The organism is Streptomyces sp. NPDC048258 (assembly GCF_043201995.1).
In the GTDB taxonomy this organism is placed as follows: domain Bacteria; phylum Actinomycetota; class Actinomycetes; order Streptomycetales; family Streptomycetaceae; genus Streptomyces.
In genome coordinates, this window is sequence record NZ_JBICZH010000028.1 from 37,835 (window position 1) to 56,638 (window position 18,804).

Genomic DNA, 18,804 nt, shown 5'->3' on the forward strand with positions numbered 1-18,804 from the left:
CACATCTCGGACCGACCGGAGGATTGTCGACCAGGTGTAGATGTTTGCGTTCACATTATGCAGCGTTGATCGCATGCTGTGGGCAGGAATCTCCTCGTACCTCTTGAGATTGCTGCTTGTTAGCGCTCACAATCTGATCGGGGCGGCCGAGGTGGGCCAGCCGCGATGTGCTGCGGCCCCGATCAGTCCAGTCCACTCATGCGCGACCGCGGGGGAGCCTGCCGGGCAGCGGTCCCGGAGAAACCCGCCGCGCATGCCGGAGAGATGGTGAGAGCGTAGTGAGCGAGACCTTCCTGGGGGACCTCCGTCGTGAGGTCCTCGCGGCCAACCTGCGCATCCCGGAGGCCGGTCTGGCCACCCTCACCTGGGGAAACGTCAGCGGAGTGGACCGAGACGCGGGCGTCTTCGTCATCAAGCCGTCCGGCGTCTCCTACGCCGACCTCACCGAGGAGGACCTGGTGGTGGTGGCGCTGGAGGACGGGCGGGTCGTCGGGGGACGCCTCAGGCCGTCCACCGACACCGAAACCCATCGGTGCCTCTACCGGGCCTTCCCCTCCATCGGCGGCGTCACCCACACGCACTCGACGCACGCCGTCGCCTTCGCTCAGGCGCGCCGCCCGATCCCCGTACTCGGCACGACGCACGCCGACACCTTCAACGGGCCCGTTCCCGTGACGGAGGACCTCACCGCCGAGCAGTGCGCGCGGGACTACGAGTACAACACCGGACAGGTGATCGTCGCCCGGCTCGACGGGGACCCCCGGCTGGCCGACGAGGTCCCCGGAGCACTCGTTTCACGACACGGACCCTTCACCTGGGGTGCCACCGCGAAGGCGGCGCTGGAGAACGCCATCGTCTGCGAGGCCGTGGCGGAGATGGCGCTGCACACGCTGGCGCTGGGGTCCCGCCTCGGGGAAGCCTCCGAACCGCCGAAGCATCTGCTGGAGCGGCACTTCACCCGTAAGCACGGACCGGACGCCTACTACGGCAACGTCCCGCACACCCCGAGCGTCTGAAGCCGCGCACCGTCTCGCCGTTACCCGCTGCGGCGGCGCGGGACGGATCGCTTGCGTCGACCCTGTGCCGGGGCGCGACTTTGCCCGGGAGCCGGCCGCCTGGCCGGCGCCGCCTCTGATCGGCGATTTCGCGCCACCGGTTCAACGTGCGCCGAAGCTGTGGTGGTAGTTGGCCTGTTCTCGGATGAAGGACGGTCAACCGCCGTCCCAGGCAGGTGACTTGACGTCCTCGTCAGGCGCTTGGCTTGATTGGGAGCGCTCCCACTCCGAGCCCCCGAGGAAGGCTTTACCGTGCCTCCTGTCACCTCCGCCCGCGGCGTGCCACGTCGCGCGGCCGCTGCGCTCGCCGGCCTCGCGCTGGCCGTCGGCGGCCTGTCCACGACCGCCCTGACCGTTCCGGTCGCGGCTGCCGCCACCGTGGCGGCCGCTGCCGACACGCCTGTACGGGTCAACCAGCTCGGCTACCTGCCCGACGGCCCCAAGCGGGCCACCGTGGCCAGCTCCGCGACCGCCCCGCTCGCCTGGCAACTGCGCGACGCCTCCGGCACGGTGGTCGCCTCGGGTGCCACAGCGGTGCGCGGGGCCGATCAGGCGTCCGGCCAGTCCACGCACCTGGTGGACTTCGGTGCGTACACCGGCACAGGGGCTGGCTTCACCCTGGTCGTCGACGGCCGGACCAGCCACCCCTTCGACATCTCCGCATCGCTGTACGACGGACTGCGCGCCGACAGCATGTCGTTCTTCTACCAGCAACGCAGCGGTATCGCGATCGACGCGGCCCTGGCGGGCGGCAGCGCCTACGCCCGCCCCGCCGGGCACCTGGGCGTCGCCCCGAACAAGGGCGACACCAGCGTCCCCTGCCAGGCCGGGGTGTGCGACTACCAACTGGACGTGCGCGGCGGCTGGTACGACGCGGGCGATCAAGGCAAGTACGTGGTCAACGGGGGCATTTCCGTCTGGGAAATGGTCAACTCCTTCGAACGGGCCAGCCGTTCGGGCGGCGACGCGGCGCTCGGAGACGCGACGCTGCGGGTGCCGGAGCGTGGCAACGGGACGCCGGATGTGCTGGACGAGGCACGCTGGGAGCTGGAGTTCCTGCTGCGGATGCAGGTTCCGGCCGGGAAGCCGATGGCCGGGATGGCCTTTCACAAGATGCACGACGCCAAGTGGACCGCTCTGCCGACCCGGCCCGAACTCGATTCCGAGCAACGTGAGCTGCACAAGCAGTCGACCGCCGCGACGCTGAATCTGGCGGCCTCGGCCGCGCAATGTGCACGGGTGTACGCGCCGTACGACGCCGCGTTCGCCGCGCGCTGCCTGGACGCGGCCCGCCGCGCCTGGACGGCCGCCAAGGCCAACCCGAACGTGCTTGCTCTCGCGACCGACAACACCGGCGGCGGTGCGTACGAGGACGCAGACGTCTCCGACGAGTTCTACTGGGCGGCGGCGGAACTCCTGGCCACCACCGGCGAGTCACAGTACCGGGACTCCGTCACCTCCTCTGCGCACCACCCCAAGCCCGTCGACGGGTTCTGGTGGGGCGGCACCGCGACGCTCGGCCGGATCACCCTCGCCACCGTCCCCGGGGCGGCCCTGCCCGCCGACGACGTGGCCCGGCTGCGCGGCCTGCTGACCACGGCCGCCGATGGCCACCTGACCACCATGGCCGGACAGGGCTACGCGGTGCCGCTTCCCGCCACCGCGTACGTCTGGGGCTCCAACAGCTCCGTCACCAACAACGCGATGGTGCTGGCCGTCGCATACGAGCTCACCGGACAACAACGCTACCGGGCCGGAGCGTTGGAGTCCCTGGACTACCTGCTCGGCCGGAACGCACTCGACCTCTCCTACGTCACCGGGTACGGGGACCGCTACTCCGAGAACCAGCACCACCGGTTCTGGGCGCATCAGAACGACGCCTCGCTGCCGCACCCGCCGGCCGGTTCCTTCGCGGGCGGGCCGAACGCGGGGCTGGAGGACCCGGTGGCCAAGGAGAAGCTCGCGGGCTGCGCACCGGCGGCGTGCTACGTGGACGACATCGGCTCGTACTCCACCAACGAGGTGGCCATCAACTGGAACGCCTCGCTGGCCTGGCTGGCGGCTTTCGCGGCTGAGCGGCGCAGCGTCCCGGCGGTGCCCGTGGTCCAGGTGGCACCGGCGCCTGTGACGGTCCCGGAGGGAGGCTCGGCGCCGGTGGGCGTGCGGCTCTCGGCCGCGCCCGCGCAGAACGTGACGGTGACGGTGGCCCGGAACTCGGGCGACGAGGATCTGTCGGCAGCCGCGACCTTGGTGTTCACCCCGGCCGACTGGGCGACGGCGCGGCAGGTTTCGGTCCTCGCCGCGCAGGACCCCGACGCGTCGTCGGGCAGCGCGACGTTCGCGGTCGGTGGTCCTGGCGTGCAGTCGGCGACGTTCACGGCGACGGAGGCGGACGACGACGCTTCGGCGGCCTCCTGCGCGGTGGCGTACCGGATCGACAACGCCTGGGGCAACGGCTTCACGGCGACGGTGACGGTGAAGAACACCGGAACCTCGGCGGTATCCGGGTGGACCATCGGCTGGAGCTTCGCAGGTGACCAGCGGATCACCAACGCCTGGAACGCCACGGTGAGCCAGTCGGGCAGCACGGTCACCGCCCGGGACACCGGATGGAACGGAGCACTGGCACCCGGCGGCAGCGTGAGCTTCGGCTTCCAGGCGACGTATTCGGGTACCAACGCGATGCCGGCGCGCTACACGCTCAACGGTGCACTCTGCTCCTGAACGATCGTCACGCCCCGCCCACCCGGCGACGGACGACGGAGTGGAGCCAGGATCGTCCTGGCGCCACTCCATGGCAGGTCGTCAGGTACGGGTCCAGCGCTGGTTGCTGCCGCCCGAGCAGGAGTAGAGCTGGATCAGGGTGCCGTTGGCGGTGTTGTTGCCGGTGGCGTCGAGACAGAGGCCGGACTGGACTCCGACGATGGATCCGTCGGAGTTGAGGCGCCACTTCTGGTTGTCGCCACCCCAGCAGCTGTAGATCTGGACCTTGGTGCCGTTGCCGGTGCCGGCGGCGTCCAGGCACTTGTCGCCGTAGACCCTGAGCTCGCCTGCGGCGGTGTACGACCACTGCTGCTTGGTGCGGTTGTTGCAGTCCCACAGGTTGACCTGGGTGCCGTCGGTGGTGCCGGCACCGGGCACGTCCAGGCAGCGTCCTGAACCGACGCCCTTGATCTGCCCGGACCCGGGCGTGGGGGTCGGAGTGGGGGTGGAGGAACCGGCGTTGAGTGCGTTGAGCACGGAGGTGTAGGCGGGCTTCTTGTTGCCGTTGCCGTCGAACAGCAGCGGCGTTTGCTCCGATCGCCAGGAGTCGGTGTCGCGCACGCCCCAGACGGTGATGCCGAGGCAGCGCGGGACGGCCAGGCAGTCGTTGGTCACGTTGGCGTAGGTCGTGCCCGAGGCGCCCTGGATGTCGAGTTCGGTGACGGCCACGTCGACGCCGAGGGCTGCAAAACTCTGCAGGGTGGTGCGGAAGTTGCTGTTGTAGGGGCTGTCGCTGTTGAAGTGCGACTGGAAGCCGACGCAGTCGATCGGCACGCCGCGCTGCTTGAAGTCCCGGACCATGGTGTACATGGCCTGGGTCTTGGCCCAGGTCCAGTTCTCCACGTTGTAGTCGTTGTAGCAGAGCTTGGCGGCCGGGTCGGCGGCGCGCGCGGTGCGGAAGGCGACCTCGATCCAGTCGTTGCCGGTGCGCTGCAGGTTGGAGTTGCGCCGGGCTCCCGAAGTGCCGTCCTCGAAGGCCTCGTTCACGACGTCCCACTGGACGATCTTGCCCTTGTAGTGTGCCATCACGCCGTTGATGTGGTTGGTCATCGCCTGCCGCAGCGTGCTGCCGCTGAGGTTCTGCATCCAGCCGGGCTGCTGGGAGTGCCAGGCCAGGGTGTGGCCGCGTACCTGCTTGCCGTTCTGCACCGCCCAGTTGTAGACGCGGTCACCGGCGGCGAAGTTGAACTGGCCCTGCTGGGGTTCGGTGGCGTCGATCTTCATCTCGTTCTCGGGCGTCACCGAGTTGAACTCGCGGCCGGCGATCGTCATGTACGCCGAGTCGCCCAGCCTGCCCGAGGCGATGGCGGTTCCGAAGTACCGGCCGCTCTGCGCCGCCGCGCCGCCGAGCGTGCTCTCGGCGGCGTGTGAGGCCGGCGGCGCCACCAGCGCGGCGGCCGTACCGAGGACGCCGACGACCAGGGCCGCACACAGGCCGCCTATTTTCCGGCGGACGGTGGATGGGGGAATGGCTTGTGAGCCCATGAATGAGCCTCCAGAAAGAAATCACGGAAGGGTTGAATCGCGGCATTGTGAATCCGCGTGAACGACGCCCGCGTCCATGGGAAAGGGACGCTCATGAGCGCGTAATGATCCGAGGACGGTGCCCGGAACCGGACACGGACGGGCCACACCGCCTCGACCATCAGTCTGGAAACCCCGCCGAAACAAGTCAAGAGTTTCGAAATCATTTCGGGAATCTGTCTCGTGTGGGCGCTTGGTAGTCCTTTTCATTGAGTGGTCCCTCATCGAAAGTATTTCGATGAGGGACCACTCAAGCGGGATCTGTAGCGGAAAGCCGTAAACGAGCATTTCCTTCAGTCGGCATCGCCGGGAATGGCAGCCTGGTCACGGCGGCCTCGGTCAGTGCACGACCGTGTTGAACCCCAGTGCGGGGTTTGCGTTGCGGACGAGGGACTTGGCCTGCTCCGGCCACCACGCGCCGGCCGCGGGATCGACGATGCCGTACTCCGGGTCGATGGTGCCGCCCGGGATGCCGCGGTTGCACTGGCCGTCGGACTGGCCGACGGTCTTGATCCACAGGTAGGCGTCGACGAGCGGGACGCTGGTGTTCGCGGTCGGCCGGGCGCCGATGCCGCGCCCGGGAGCGTTGCACCAGGTCTGAGGGTCGCCGCTGTACTTGCCTGCGGGCGGGGTCCAGGCGCCCCGGCCGTTGCGGCTGGTGTCGACGACCAGGTGGGTGAGCTCCTGCGCGGGCGGGGTACCGACGTTCTGCTGGAACCAGCGGTCGGTCCAGTGCCACGTGGACGGATCGTCCACGTTCACGGAGTTTCCCGGCTGCCCGTCGTTCGGTGCTGCGGGTGAGTAGTACTGGCTCGCGCACCAGTCGGCGTGCCCCCTGGCCCAGTCCGGGCCCTTGGTGGCGAACCACAGACACTGGGAGACCCAGGTGCCGTAGTGGGTGGACAGGTCGGTGGCCAGATAGTTGGAGACGTTCAGCGAGAAGCCCTGGGTACGGGTGACGCCGGCCTGGAGGAGGCGTTGTGCGATATCGCCGACGCTGCGCCAATGGCTGTTGCCGGCGTCCAGGTAGACGACGCTGTTCGGCTGCCGCTCCAGGGCGTCGATCGCATGGTTGAGGTCGGCGAAGCGTCCTGTGGTGATCGCGCCGGTGGGGTCGCTGTCGGGACCGCAGTCGGAGGGGAGGTTGGCCAGCCCGTCCGGTTCGAGGATGACGACGGCCTTGCTCCGGCCGAGCCCCCGGGCGAAGGCGCTGATCCAGGCCTGGTACTCGGCGTCCGACTGCGCACCGCCGGAGGAGTACTGGGAGCAGTCGCGCAGCGGGATGTTGTAGGCCACCAGGACGGGAACCGTCCGGGTTCGCTCGGCTCGGCGCACCAGGTCGCGTACCCGGGACTCGACCTGCTCCGGGGTGCCGTCGGTGAACCAGGCGGCTTCCGGCCAACTGGCCAGCTTCGCCATGGACTTGGCGCCCTCGAAGTCCCGGTGGAGGAGGTCGGTGACGGCCTGGTGGGCTGCGTCGCCGTCGGGGTCGACGTAGAAGCGGGTGTTCGTCGGAAGCGTGTGGGAGACCGGCGCGGAGCTCGCCTCGGCAGATGTCGGGGCGAGGGCGCCCAGGAGCAGCATGAGTGTGCTCGCTGTCAGGACTAATCGGTGCAGAGGGATGCGCACGGGGTTCCTTCGGTTGGGGGTTGGCCTTCGGTGAGGGGAGGGGGAAGGGGGATCGGCTCAGTAGCCGTAGATCATCTTGTAGGCGACCTCCGGCAGGAACTGTCCGGCCGAGGAGCCGGCGCCGGCGCCGCAGTTGCCGTCGGACTCGCCGGGGACCTTGATCCACAGCAGCATCTCGGCGCCGCCGCCGCGCTGGCTGGGAGTGCCGATCCGGCGGCCGGCGGGGTTGCACCACTGGCCGTTGGAACCGTTGCCGTTGCGGCTGGTGTCGACGACGAACGGCTTGGTGTAGCCGTAGGAGCCCAGGGTGGAGTTGACCGCGTTGCCGTAGGAGGTGTTCTGGTCGGTGGTGAAGTAGTTGGAGACGTTCAGCACGAAGCCGCGTGCCCCGCTGACGCCGGCGGCGGCGAGCTGCTGCGCCATGGTCGAGGCGCCGATCCAGCCGGGGTTGCCGGCGTCGAGGTAGACCCAGGTGTTGGGTGCCTTGGCGTTGAACTGGGCGATCGCGTTCTTCAGCATGGCGTTGCGCTCGGCGATCTGGCCGGCCGTCATGCAGCTCTCGTGGCCGAGCGCGTCGGGTTCGAGGACGACGACGGCCGGGCGGTTGCCGATGCCACTGGCGAAGGCGGCGATCCAGGCGTCGTACGCGGCCCGGCTCCCGGCGCCGCCGCCGGAGTGACCGGCGCAGATGTCCCGGTTGGGGATGTTGTACGCGACCAGGATCGGCAACTTGTCGTAGGAGTCCGCGCGGCCGGCGTAGGCGCCGGTGGCCGCGCCGATGTCGCCGCTCCAGTTGCCGAACCAGCGGGCTGCCGGGGTGTTGGCGATGGACGTACGGATCGCCGCCGCCCGCCCGTCGCCGGGGTTCGCGTTGCTCCACCGCAGGGCGGAGTTGTCGGGGTCGGCGTAGAAGCCGCTGGTCATGGTGGTCGGGTCGGCGGCGTACGCCGGGCCGGCGTTGATCAGGGCCAGGCCCGCGGTGAGGGCTGCGGCCAGCAGGGCGGATGCAGCTCGGACGGACTTGCGCATGGTTCTTCCTCCGATGGGTGGGGAAGTGGAAGCGCTTCCAATTTTGAGATGGGTCGGACCGCGCTGATGGGATGATTGGGTTCGTCGCCAGGGTGTGTCAAGTGGTTGAACTCACAACTGCCGCCATGGCCGGTATTGCCGTGATGGGTTGGAAGCGCTACCAAAACGAGACCAAGGGCGACATCCGCGTGCAGGTCCGAAGTCGGGGCGGCGCATGGAATCATGGCCGCTGTTCGCCGTCCGCGTGAGCCCGAGGAGCAGTTCTTCCATGGAGCCGTCACCCAAGCGCATGCCGACTCTCGACGAGGTGGCCGCACGAGCCGGCGTGTCGCGCACGGCGGCCTCCCGGGTGATCAACAACGCCCCGCATGTCAGCCGCGCCAAGCGGGAGGCCGTCCAACGGGCGGTGCGCGAGCTGGATTTCGTGCCCAATCCGTCCGCGCAGGCCCTGGCGAGCCGCAGGGTCGGAGCGGTGGTCCTGGCGGTCTCCAGTGACGAACCGGGGCTGTTCGCGGACCCGTTCTTCGCCGAGGTCGTCGTCGGCGTCAGCGCGGCGCTGGAGCAGACCGAACTGGAACTGATCCTGCTGCTGGCCAACACCCCGCGCGGCCGGGAGAGGTTCGAGCGGTTGCTCCGCTCCCGCCGGGCCGACGGCGTCATGCTGATGGCGCTGCGGGGCGACGATCCGCTGGGACGCCTGGGAGAGGAGGTCGATCTCCCCGTCGTCTTCGGCGGGCTCCCGCTCACCGGCGAGCCCACGTGGTACGTGGACGCCGACAACCGGGGCGGTGCCCGACTGGCCGCCGAGCACTTCGCGCGCACGGGCCGCCGACGGCCCGTCATGATCACCGGCCAGGTGGACGCCAGGGCCGCAGTCGCGCGGGAGCAGGGGTTCACCGAGGGTCTGGTCTTGTCCGGCCTGCCGCTTCTCGGGGTCGAGCCCGGGCAGTTCACCGAGGACGGCGGCGCGGAAGCGATGGAGCGACTGCTCCGGGCGCACCCCGATCCCGACGCGGTGTTCGCGGCCTCCGACGCGATGGCCATCGGCGCTCTGCGCACCTTGCGGGAACGGGGGCTGCGGGTGCCCGAGGACGTCGCGCTGATCGGCTTCAACGACCTGGCGAGCGCCCGGCACACCAGCCCGCCGCTGACCACGGTCCATCAGCCGGTGCGGGCGCTGGGCCAGGAGATGGCCAGGATGCTGGTCAGTGCCATCGAAGGACACCGCCCCACCCCGCTGATCCTCCCGACCCGCCTGACCGTGCGCGAGTCCGCCCCCGATCTGCCGACGGCCTAGTGTCCAGGCGGTTCCAGCCGGCCCGGGTACGTGATGTCGAACCACGTGAAGTGGGCTTGGCTGGTGGAGGGGCGGCCGTTGGAGGTGGCGTAGAGGCCCAGCTGGACACTGGTGAACAGCGGGGTGAGGAAGGTGGCTTCGATGGTGGCCAGATCCTCCCAGACACCGTTCGGAGCCGCGTGGGCGAAGGTGTGGCTGAAGCCGCGGATGCGGACCCCCAGACGAACGGGGCCCGGGGGGACGGGAACGCCGGCCAGGACCTCGGGCCCGTGGCGGAGGCTGAGTCCCTCCGCGGTGCGAAGGAAGAGGAGATGGGCGTCGTCGTCGAGGACTACGGCGAGGCCTGCCTCTTCGTCCGGTGCGGCGGGGGCGAAGTGCAGTTCGGTGGAGACGTCGCAGTCGGGCTGTTCCTGTGGGCGGGCCAGAAGGGACGGGGTGGTGCGTTCGCCGAGGCGGTCGGGGCGGAGCTGGAGTCGGAGCCCGTCACCGGTGGCCCAGAACCGTGCGGGTGGGGTGCGCAGGGTGCTCCAGTCGGCGGAGAGGGTGGCGAAGCCGTCGTGGAGGGGGCGGCGAAGGTCGTTGTGGACGACGGGGGAGAAGACCGGCCAGCCCTCTTCCCAGGTGATCCGGCTGAGGAAGGTCTCGCGGCCGAGGGCGGAACCCGGGCGGACGCCCAGGAGGACGGCCCGCCAGTCGCCGCACGGGGTTTGCACGAGGTCGGCGTGCCCGGTGCAGGTGACCGGCCCCTCGGCGGGTGGGAGCACCGGGTTGCCGGGGGCGCCCTCGTAGGGGCCGGTCACGCGGTCGGCGCGGGCGGCCACCACGCTGTGGTCCACATCGGTGCCGCCCTCGGCGGTGAGGAGCAGATAGCTGCCGCCGGTCTTGTAGAGGTGCGGGGCTTCCGACCAGCGGGCGCCCGGGTGGCTTCCCGACCACAGGACGTGCTCGGGTCCCGTCAGCCGTCGTTCCTGGGGAAGGTATTCGCGCATCCAGATCTCGGTGTGGCCCGCGGCTTCGTCCACGACTCGTGCGGCGGTGAACCAGGCCCGGCCGTTGCCGTCGCCGTCCCCGTTGCCGTCTCCGTGCGCATCGCCGCCGTCCGGCCCGTCGTCGAAGAACAGCGACGGGTCGAACCCCTCGCCGTCCAGCCAGTTCGGCTGCGACCACGGCCCCGCCGGGTCGGTCGCCGTGACGACGAAATGGCCGGGGCCGTCCATCAGCGTGCAGACGAGATGGAAGACCCCGTCATGGTGCCGGATCGTCGGTGCGAACAGCCCCCGTGAGGGCTCGCACCCGTCGAGATCGAGCTGAGAAGCCCGGTCGAGCGCGGAGCCGATGCGCCGCCAGTTCACGAGATCGCGGCTGTGGAACACGGGAAGGCCCGGGAACCATTCGAAGCTGGACGTCACCAGGTAGTAGTCCGCGCCCACTCGGCAGACGGACGGGTCGGGCCGGAACCCGGGCAGCACGGGATCACCGAAGACGGGATCATCGAACGACGTGGTCATGGAACCGGGACGATCTGGACCGGCACGGACAGCACCCGGTCGGCCGCCGGGTGGCGTACGGGGCCCTCCAGAGTGAAGGAGCCCTGGAGCGGAAGATCGCCGCTGGACCGTCCGACGGCCACGCCGATCTCCCCGGGCTCCACTCTTCTGCGCAGGTCGAGCCCGGTGAACGAGGTCCGGTCGGCGTGGACGGAGAAGGTGATCCGGGCGGCCGCGCCCGGCTGCAGCTCGACCCTGCCGAATCCCGCGAGCCACCGCTGCGGCCGGACGACGGACGCCACGGGGTCCGAGAGGTACAGCTGCACCACCTCCGTCCCCGCCACCTCGCCGACGTTGCGTACGGTGACCGAGACGGAGACGGCCCCGTCCGTCGCGGCCACGGGATCCACCGACAGTTCCGAGCAGCCGAAGCTGGTCCAGCTCAGCCCGTGTCCGAAGGGGAACAGCGGGGTCGGGTCCACCGAACTCCAGTCGGTGTGCCCGCCGAGCCTCGCGTGCAGGTAGGTGCCGGGCTGGCCGCCGACCTGGCGGGGGATGGAGACGGGCAGCCGCCCGGACGGTTCCGCGGCCCCGCTGATGATCCGGGCCAGCGCCGTCCCGCCCTCCTCGCCGGGGAAGAAGGCCTGCACCACGGCCGATGCGCGCTCGGCCAGTGTGCCGAGCGCGTAGGGCCGTCCGGAGACGAGGACCAGAACGGTCGGCACCCCGGAGTCCAGAACGGTGGAGGCGAGTGCGGCCTGGTCGCCGGGCAGGTCGAGGGTCTCGGCGTCGCAGCCCTCTCCGGAGGTGCCCCGGCCGAACATGCCGGCCCGGTCCCCGAGCACCGTGACGTTCACGTCCGGATCGTCCGCGGTGACCGTGAACCCGGCAGCGGTGAGCGCGTCGCCGAGCGTCGGGATCTCCAGCCCGAGGTCGCCGGGCAGCGCGACGTGGTTGGGGAAGGAGTAGCAGCCGAGGAAGGACTGGGGGTCGTCGGCGTACGGCCCGCTGATCGCCACGCGGCACGGCCGCAGCGGCAGGATGCCGTCGTTGGCGAGCAGCACGGTGGACCGTTCGGCCATGAGCCTGGCCAGTGCCCGGTTCTCCGGCGGGTCGAGGTCGACCGGCTCGGCCTTGACGGGTTCCCAGTCGGGGTCGAGCAGGCCGAGTTCGGCCTTCTGCAGCAGGACCCGTTCCGCGGCCCGGTCGATGAGCTCCTCGGGCACTACTCCCGACCGGACGAGTTCGGTCAGCGGCTCGCCGTAGCAGCGGGCCGTGGGCAGCTCGACGTCGATTCCGGCGGTCAGCGCCAGCGCGCCGGCCGCGCCCCGCGATCCGGTGACGCCGTGCCGGGTCTCCAGGAAGGAGACGGCGTAGTAGTCGGCGACGACCACACCGCTGAAGCCGAGTTCACCCCTGAGCAGCTCGGTCAGCACCCGTTCGTCGGCGGCCACCGGGACGCCGTCCACGTCGGTGTAGCTGTTCATCACCGACCGGGCCCCTCCCTCGCGCAGCGCCCGTACGAAGGGCTCGACCAGTACGTCGGCGAACTCGCGCGGCCCCGAGGAGACGGGGGCCATGTTCCGGCCACCGCGCGAGGCCGAGTACCCGGCGAAGTGCTTGAGCGTCGCCACGATCCCGGCGCCTTCCAAGCCCTGCACGTAGGCGGTGCCGATCGCTCCGACGAGATAGGGGTCCTCGCCGATGCACTCCTCGGTCCTGCCCCACCGGTAGTCGCGGACCACGTCGAGCACCGGAGCCAGCCCTTGGTGTACGCCGACCCGCCGCATCCCCGCGCCGATGGCGGCGGCCATCTGGCGCACGAGTCCGGGATCGAAGGACGCACCCCAGGCCAGCGGCCCGGGGAAGACCGTTGCCCCGAACGTCATGAACCCGGTCAGGCACTCCTCGTGAGCGACCGCCGGGATCCCGAACCGGCCGGATCCGGTCACCTGCCGCTGGAGCGAGGCGAGCCGCTCCATTCCGGCCTCCGCGGTGATCGGCGCGGTCCCGTACACCCGGGTGAGCTGGCCGAGTCCGTGGGCGACGATGTCGTCGAGGCCGGGCGCGGACTCGCCGGAATCGTCCTCCATCGGCGCGACCGGTGTGCCCGGATTCGAGGGCAGTGCCCAGAAGCCGGTGAGCTGACCCGCCTTCTCTTCCAGCGTCATCCGTTTCAGCAGATCGGCGACCCGTACGGACGCGGGTATGAGGGGGTCACGCCAGGGCTCGGTCAAGGAGTTCTCCTAGAGACGGGGCGGGGCGGTGGAGAGCCGGACCTTGAGCTCGGTCGAGAGCTCCATCCGGGGGCTGACCAGGGGCTGTCCGTCCAGGAGCTGGAAAAGTGTGCGGGCGGCGAGCCGGCCCATCTCCTCCAGCGGCTGGCGCACCGTCGTCAGCGGCGGTGACAGCCACTCGCACATCGGCAGGTCGTCGAAGCCGACCACGCTGAGGTCCTGGGGGATGCTCAGCCCGCCCTGCCGGGCGGCTTCGTAGACGCCCATCGCCTGCTGGTCGCTACCGGCGAAGACGGCGGTCGGCGGCTCGGGGAGGGCGAGCAGTTCCCGGGCGCGCTGGAACCCGCCCTCGTGCTGGAAGTCGCCGAACCGGATCAGGTCGCGGTCGACCTCGATCCCGGCCCGCTCCAGCGCGGCGCGGTACCCGTCGATGCGGGCCTGGCTGCAGAGCATCTCCTTGCGCCCGCCGATCGCGGCGATCCGGCGGTGCCCCAGCTCCAGCAGGTGCTCCGTGGCGGCGAGGCCGCCCGCCCAGTTGGTCGCGCCGATGCTCGGCACACCGTTGCCCGGCAGGTCGATCGGGTCGATGACCACCAGCGCCACCCCGGCCTGTTCGACCTGGGCACGCTGGGCTTGGGTGACCGAGGCGGTGACGAGGATGACGCCGTCGCTGTGGTGCAGGACCGGCAGCGCGGCCCAGCTCGACGGCGTGGCCTCGCCCGGCGGGACGAGCGACACGACGGTGCCGACGCTCCGCTGGGCGCACTCGGCCTCGACGCCGCGCAGTATCTCCACCGCCCACGCGCTGTCCAGACCGCCGATGATCAGGTCGACCAGGCCTGACCTGCGGGCCCTGGCCTGCCCACCGGGGTGGAGGTAGTTGTGGGAGCGCAGCAGGCCCTCGATCCGTTCGCGTGTCGAGGGTGCTACATCGGAGCGGCCGTTGACCACTTTCGACACGGTGGCCTGAGAGACCCCTGCCTCCGCGGCGATGAGGGCCAGGGTCGGACGCTGCTCGCTCAACTTCTCTCCTCTGCGCGAACGTCTTGGGCTGACGACAGGTATCGCAAACTTTCGAAGAGTTTCCGGTCGGCGCGACCAGGTTGTCAAGCTCCAAGTGCGATGAGGTAGAGGGGAATTCAGTAAGAAGGCTTGACCGGGGGGCCGCGCGTTCCTAGTTTGTGGCAGCAGCGAATCGAGGATGTTGCGAAAAAGTTTCGAAATCGAACCGCATTCCCCACCCCGGAGGTCCCATGGCCAGCACACCCCCGAGCCGACGCAGCTTCCTGGCGCTCTCGGGCCTGACCGCTCTGTCCGTCTCGCTGACCGCGGCCTGCGGCGCAGGGGACTCCGGCTCGGGGCCGGCGGCCGACGGCAAGGTGACGTTCGCGTGGTGGAACATCGCCACGACGGAACCGGGCAAGTCCCTGTTCCCGCAGATCTCCTCGGCGTTCACGGCCGCCCACCCGAACATCACGATCAAGACGACCTCGTTGGAGAACGAGGCGTTCAAGTCCAAGCTGACCGCCACCACCTCTTCGGGCAAGCTCCCCGACGTCTTCCAGACCTGGGGCGGCGGCGTGCTGCGGCAGCAGGTCGACGCGGGGCTGGTCGAGGACCTCACCGACGTGTTCGGCTGGTCGTCCGAGCTCACCCCGGTCTCGCTGCAGGCCTATCAGTTCGAGGACCGGACCTACGGGGTGCCCTACGACGTCGGCATGGTCGGCTTCTGGTACAACAAGAAGCTCTTCGCCAAGGCCGGGATCACCGCTCCGCCGGCCACCTGGGCCGAGCTCTTGGAAGACGTCAAGAAGCTCAAGGCGGCGGGCGTCACTCCGATCGCCCTCGCGGGCAAGGAGAAATGGCCCGGCCACTACTACTGGGCCTACCTCGCGATGCGCGTCGCAGGCCTCCCCGCGCTGCAGCAGGCCGCGACCACCAAGGACTTCACCGGCGCCGGCTTCGTCCAGGCAGGCACCCACCTCAAGGAGCTGGTCGACCTCCAGCCGTTCCAGACGGCCTTCCTCGGCGCCGGCTACGCCACACCCGGAGGCCAGGCCGCGACCATGGGCAACGGCAAGGCCGCCATGGAGCTGATGGGGCAGTGGGGGCCATCGGTGCAGAAGGACGCGGGCGCCGATCTCGGAGCGGACCTGGGCTTCTTCCCCTTCCCGACGGTCGACGGCGGGGTCGGTCAAGCCACCGACGTGTTCGGCGGTGGCGGTGGCTTCGCGCTGCGCAAGGGCGCGCCGAAGGAGGCGCTGGACTTCCTGAAGTTCTTCGTCCTGGAGAACGAGTCCAAGCTGCTCGCCTCCAACGGCTACCTGCCGGTGGTCAAGGGCGCGGAGAGTCAGCTCGCCGACCCCAACAGGAAGTCGGTGGCCGAGAGCCTGGTCAAGGCGACGGGCTTCCAGCTCTTCCTCGACCAGGCCTACCCGCCGGCGGTCGGCCAGGAGGTCAACGACAGCGTCGCCGACCTCATCGCGGGCAAGAAGACGCCCGAGCAGGTCACCAAGTCGATAACCGAGGCTGCGAAGGGTGCCTAGCTCCGTGTCCACCCTGACCAAGGAGCGGACGCAGGCCGCCGGGCCGGTGGGCCCGCCCGCCCCGGCACGGTCGCCCCTGCGCGGTTTCGCGGGCTGGGCGTCGGTCGCCTGGTTCCTCGTCCCGGCTCTGGTCCTCTTCCTCGTCTTCGTCCTCGCCCCCATCGCGGTTGCCGTCTACACCGGCTTCTTCAAGTGGGGCGGGGTCGGCCCCCTGGACGAGTTCGTCGGCTTCGAGCACTACACCAACCTCTTCGGCGATCAGGTCTTCCTCGGCGATCTGGAGCGCGGGCTGTACCTGATCGCGCTGTCGATCACGGTGCAGTTGCCGTTCGCACTGTTCACCGCCGTCCTGCTCAACCAGAGGCTGCGCGGCCGGGCCGTCTACCGGATGCTGTTCTTCGCGCCGTACATCCTGTCCGAAGTGGTCACGGCGGTCCTCTTCACGATGATCTTCCTTCCCGGTGGCGGCATGGCCGACCATCTCGCGGGCGCCCTCGGCCTGGAGGGGCTGCAGGGCAAATGGCTCGCGGACCCCTCGACGGTCATGCCGACCCTGTTCGTCGTCATGACCTGGAAGTACTTCGGGTTCCACATGATGCTCTTCCTCGCCGGGCTGCAAAGCATCCCGGGCGAGATCCTCGAGGCCGCCTCCATCGACGGCGCCGGCGCCTGGCAGCGCTTCCGGCACGTGACGCTGCCGTTGCTCGGCCCGACGATCCGGATCAGCGTCTTCCTTTCGGTCATCGGTGCCATCCAGCTCTTCGACCTCGTCTGGGTCATGACCGCGGGCGGGCCCAACCACTCCTCCGAGACGATGGCGATCTCGATGTTCCAGTTCGGGTTCAAGCGCTACCAGGTCGGCTACGCCAGTGCGATCAGCGTGGTGCTGTTCATGATCAGCCTGGTCTTCTCCCTCTTCTACCAGCGCTACGTACTGCGCCGTGACCTGAGCGGGGCCGTCACCTCGGGAGGTGGCCGATGAACGCACGCAGAACGGCACGCGGCCTGTCGCTGCACGCCGTGGTCTGGCTGATCGGCGCGTTCGTCGTCGTGCCGCTGGTCTACGCGGTGATCTCCGGGTTCAAGAGCACCGGCGAGCTGACGACCAACCCGTTCGGGCTGCCGGAGCACTGGAAGACCGGCAATTACACCGGCATCCTCAGCGGCGGAATGTTCTGGCGGCAGATCGCCAACAGCGCGGGCATCGCGATCGGCACGACGTGCTGCACGGTGGCGGCGTCCGCGATGGCGGCGTTCGTACTGGCCCGCTACGCCTTCCGGGGCAGGGAGCTGTTCTACACGCTGTTCACGATCGGGCTGATGTTCCCGTTCGCGGTGGCCGTCCTGCCGCTGTTCCTGCTGCTGCGCAACTTCGACCTGCTCGACAACCCGCTCGGAGTGATCCTCCCGCAGGCGGCCTTCGGGCTCCCCATGACGATCATCATTCTGCGCGGGTTCTTCCGGACCATCCCGGCAGAGGTCGAGGAGGCGGCCGTCATGGACGGCTGCGGCAAGTTCCGTTTCTTCTGGAAGATCCTGCTGCCGATGGCACGTCCGGCGCTCGGCACGGTCTCGGTGCTCGCGATCGTCGCGAGCTGGAACAACTTCTTCCTGCCGCTGCTGGTGTTCAACGACCCTCAATGGCAGACGATCCCGGTCGGCGTCCAGCAGTTCCAGGGTCAGTACTCGACCGACTACGCGCTCGTCCTCGCCTACATCGTGCTCGCGATGGTCCCCGCCCTCGCCTTCTATGCCGTCGCCGAACGGCAGTTGATCGGCGGACTCACAGCGGGCGCCACCAAGGGCTGAACCGTCCCGCATGACCTCCACCCCCGAGGAGACGTCGTGAAACGCCTGAACGCATTGACAGCAATATTGTTAGCGCTAACAACACAGGCCGGGGCCGCCCCCGCGCGCACCGGCATCGACTTCCGCGCCGAGCTCCAGCCCATAGACGGATTCGGCTTCTCGATGGCCTTCCAGCGGGCCGACCTGCTCCACGGCGCACGCGGCCTCAGCCCAGCCAAGCAGCGCGAGGTGCTCGACCTGCTGCTCAGCAGGGACAAGGGCGCGGGCCTTTCGATCCTGCGCCTGGGCATCGGGTCGTCGACCGACAGGGTCTACGACCACATGCCCACGATCCTGCCGGCCGATCCCGGCGGGCCTGAGGCCACGCTGAAGTACGCATGGGACGGCTGGGACGGCGGCCAGGTCTGGCTCGCCAAGGAGGCCAAGCACTACGGCGTCACGCGGTTCTTCGCCGACGCCTGGAGTGCCCCGGCCTTCATGAAGACCAACAGAAGCGAGAACGACGGCGGCGAGCTGCGGCCCGAATGGCGTCAGGCCTACGCGAACTACCTCGTCCAGTACGCGAAGTTCTACCGGCAGGAAGGCATCGGGATCACCGACTTGGGGTTCACCAACGAACCCGACTGGACGGCGACCTACGCCTCGATGCGGTTCACCCCGCAGCAGGCCGTCGACTTCCTCAAGGTGCTCGGGCCGACCGTCCGCGCGTCCGGACTGAAGACCGGGGTGGTCTGCTGCGACGCCGCGGGCTGGGACCGACAGGTCGCCTACACCGAAGCCATCGAGGCGGACCCCGCGGCCGGCAAGGCCGTGCGGACCATCACCGGCCACCGCTACAGCGGTCCGACCGAGGTGGCACAGCCGACCGACAAGCGCGTGTGGATGTCGGAATGGTCGCCGGACGGCGCCACCTGGAACGAGAACTGGGACGACGGCAGCGGCTACGACGGTCTCACCGTCGCGGCCGACATCCAGAACACCCTGACCGTCGGCAACGCCAATGCCTACGTCTACTGGACCGGCGCGTCCCTCGGCGCGACCCGAGGGCTCATCCAGCTCGCCGACCCCGGTGACGGCTACCGGGTGTCCAAGCGGTACTGGGCGCTGGCCGCCTTCAGCCGGTTCATCCGCCCCGGCGCCGTCCGCGTGCCGGTCACGAACGCCGGCCCGGCACTGCAGATCACGGCCTTCCGCAACACCGACGGCAGCCGCGTGATCGAGATCCTCAACACCGCGACCACCGAAAGCTCCGCCGAGTTCTCCCTCCGCGGCGGGCACGACCGCCGCCCCGACGGCTACGTCACCGACGAGACCCGCTCGATTACCCCGGCCGACATCGTCTCCACGCACGGCACGACCCTCAAGGCGACGCTCGCCCCACGCGCGCTGACCACGATCGTCCTCGACTGAACCGCTCGTAGCCGGAGG

The 18,804-nt window shown here is 69.6% G+C and carries 13 protein-coding genes; 7 read left to right on the forward strand and 6 right to left on the reverse strand.

Annotated features, from left to right (window positions below; all coding sequences use genetic code 11):
- The first annotated feature begins 278 nt into the window (after nt 1–278).
- Together araD and ACGFYQ_RS37450 are read left to right on the forward strand one after the other, a co-directional pair.
- Nucleotides 279–1,016, forward strand: a complete 738-nt coding sequence (gene araD / locus ACGFYQ_RS37445; protein ID WP_308296938.1) for an L-ribulose-5-phosphate 4-epimerase AraD — start codon at nt 279–281, stop codon at nt 1,014–1,016.
- A 291-nt stretch (nt 1,017–1,307) separates the two neighbouring features.
- Nucleotides 1,308–3,779 (forward strand): glycoside hydrolase family 9 protein, encoded by a 2,472-nt coding sequence (locus tag ACGFYQ_RS37450; RefSeq protein ID WP_393751059.1) that lies wholly within the window; start codon nt 1,308–1,310, stop codon nt 3,777–3,779.
- 81 nt (nt 3,780–3,860) lie between these two features.
- Here the strand turns inward: ACGFYQ_RS37450 and ACGFYQ_RS37455 are convergent, their stop codons facing one another.
- From ACGFYQ_RS37455 to ACGFYQ_RS37465, 3 genes are all read right to left on the reverse strand, one after another.
- Nucleotides 3,861–5,303 (reverse strand): endo-1,4-beta-xylanase, encoded by a 1,443-nt coding sequence (locus ACGFYQ_RS37455; RefSeq protein WP_393751061.1) that lies wholly within the window; start codon nt 5,301–5,303, stop codon nt 3,861–3,863.
- A gap of 378 nt (nt 5,304–5,681) precedes the next feature.
- The gene (locus ACGFYQ_RS37460) at nt 5,682–6,926 is read right to left on the reverse strand and encodes a glycoside hydrolase family 6 protein (RefSeq protein WP_393751063.1); all 1,245 of its coding nucleotides are present in this window, start codon (nt 6,924–6,926) and stop codon (nt 5,682–5,684) included.
- A gap of 102 nt (nt 6,927–7,028) precedes the next feature.
- A complete protein-coding gene (locus ACGFYQ_RS37465) occupies nt 7,029–8,000 on the reverse strand; it encodes a glycoside hydrolase family 6 protein (RefSeq protein WP_393751065.1) in 972 nt (323 codons plus the stop codon).
- A 268-nt stretch (nt 8,001–8,268) separates the two neighbouring features.
- Between ACGFYQ_RS37465 and ACGFYQ_RS37470 the strand changes: the two genes are divergently transcribed.
- The gene (locus ACGFYQ_RS37470) at nt 8,269–9,297 is read left to right on the forward strand and encodes a LacI family DNA-binding transcriptional regulator (RefSeq protein ID WP_393751067.1); all 1,029 of its coding nucleotides are present in this window, start codon (nt 8,269–8,271) and stop codon (nt 9,295–9,297) included.
- Here the strand turns inward: ACGFYQ_RS37470 and ACGFYQ_RS37475 are convergent.
- From ACGFYQ_RS37475 to ACGFYQ_RS37485, 3 genes are read right to left on the reverse strand one after another with little or no spacing between them, the layout of a single operon-like run.
- A complete protein-coding gene (locus tag ACGFYQ_RS37475; RefSeq protein WP_393751069.1) occupies nt 9,294–10,805 on the reverse strand; it encodes a glycoside hydrolase family 43 protein in 1,512 nt (503 codons plus the stop codon). The two genes, ACGFYQ_RS37470 and ACGFYQ_RS37475, sit on opposite strands and share 4 nt — an antisense overlap.
- The gene (locus tag ACGFYQ_RS37480) at nt 10,802–13,021 is read right to left on the reverse strand and encodes a glycoside hydrolase family 3 N-terminal domain-containing protein (protein WP_393751071.1); all 2,220 of its coding nucleotides are present in this window, start codon (nt 13,019–13,021) and stop codon (nt 10,802–10,804) included. The genes ACGFYQ_RS37475 and ACGFYQ_RS37480 overlap by 4 nt, the downstream gene beginning before the upstream one ends.
- Nucleotides 13,022–13,030: 9 nt before the next feature.
- Complete coding sequence (locus tag ACGFYQ_RS37485; protein ID WP_215150146.1) at nt 13,031–14,044, reverse strand: LacI family DNA-binding transcriptional regulator; 1,014 nt, start codon at nt 14,042–14,044, stop codon at nt 13,031–13,033.
- Nucleotides 14,045–14,274: 230 nt separating this feature from the next.
- Between ACGFYQ_RS37485 and ACGFYQ_RS37490 the strand changes: the two genes are divergently transcribed.
- Genes ACGFYQ_RS37490 through ACGFYQ_RS37505 form a run of 4 tightly spaced genes read left to right on the forward strand, consistent with a single transcriptional unit; the run spans nt 14,275 to nt 18,786 of the window.
- Complete coding sequence (locus ACGFYQ_RS37490; protein WP_393751074.1) at nt 14,275–15,567, forward strand: extracellular solute-binding protein; 1,293 nt, start codon at nt 14,275–14,277, stop codon at nt 15,565–15,567.
- Complete coding sequence (locus ACGFYQ_RS37495) at nt 15,560–16,549, forward strand: carbohydrate ABC transporter permease (protein ID WP_393751076.1); 990 nt, start codon at nt 15,560–15,562, stop codon at nt 16,547–16,549. Before ACGFYQ_RS37490 ends, ACGFYQ_RS37495 begins: the two co-directional genes overlap by 8 nt.
- The gene (locus tag ACGFYQ_RS37500) at nt 16,546–17,376 is read left to right on the forward strand and encodes a carbohydrate ABC transporter permease (protein WP_393751078.1); all 831 of its coding nucleotides are present in this window, start codon (nt 16,546–16,548) and stop codon (nt 17,374–17,376) included. The genes ACGFYQ_RS37495 and ACGFYQ_RS37500 overlap by 4 nt, the downstream gene beginning before the upstream one ends.
- 36 nt (nt 17,377–17,412) lie before the next feature.
- Entirely contained in the window at nt 17,413–18,786 is a 1,374-nt protein-coding gene (locus tag ACGFYQ_RS37505; RefSeq protein WP_393751080.1) for a glycoside hydrolase, read from the forward strand.
- Nucleotides 18,787–18,804: the final 18 nt, after the last annotated feature.

Coding starts and splice junctions, on each gene's coding strand:
- ACGFYQ_RS37455 (WP_393751061.1), bottom strand. CDS start 5,303: ATGGGCTCACAAGCCATTCCCCCATCCACCGTCCGCCGGAAAATAGGC.
- ACGFYQ_RS37460 (WP_393751063.1), bottom strand. CDS start 6,926: ATGCTGCTCCTGGGCGCCCTCGCCCCGACATCTGCCGAGGCGAGCTCC.
- ACGFYQ_RS37465 (WP_393751065.1), bottom strand. CDS start 8,000: ATGCGCAAGTCCGTCCGAGCTGCATCCGCCCTGCTGGCCGCAGCCCTC.
- ACGFYQ_RS37470 (WP_393751067.1), top strand. CDS start 8,269: ATGGAGCCGTCACCCAAGCGCATGCCGACTCTCGACGAGGTGGCCGCA.
- ACGFYQ_RS37475 (WP_393751069.1), bottom strand. CDS start 10,805: ATGACCACGTCGTTCGATGATCCCGTCTTCGGTGATCCCGTGCTGCCC.
- ACGFYQ_RS37490 (WP_393751074.1), top strand. CDS start 14,275: ATGGCCAGCACACCCCCGAGCCGACGCAGCTTCCTGGCGCTCTCGGGC.
- ACGFYQ_RS37500 (WP_393751078.1), top strand. CDS start 16,546: ATGAACGCACGCAGAACGGCACGCGGCCTGTCGCTGCACGCCGTGGTC.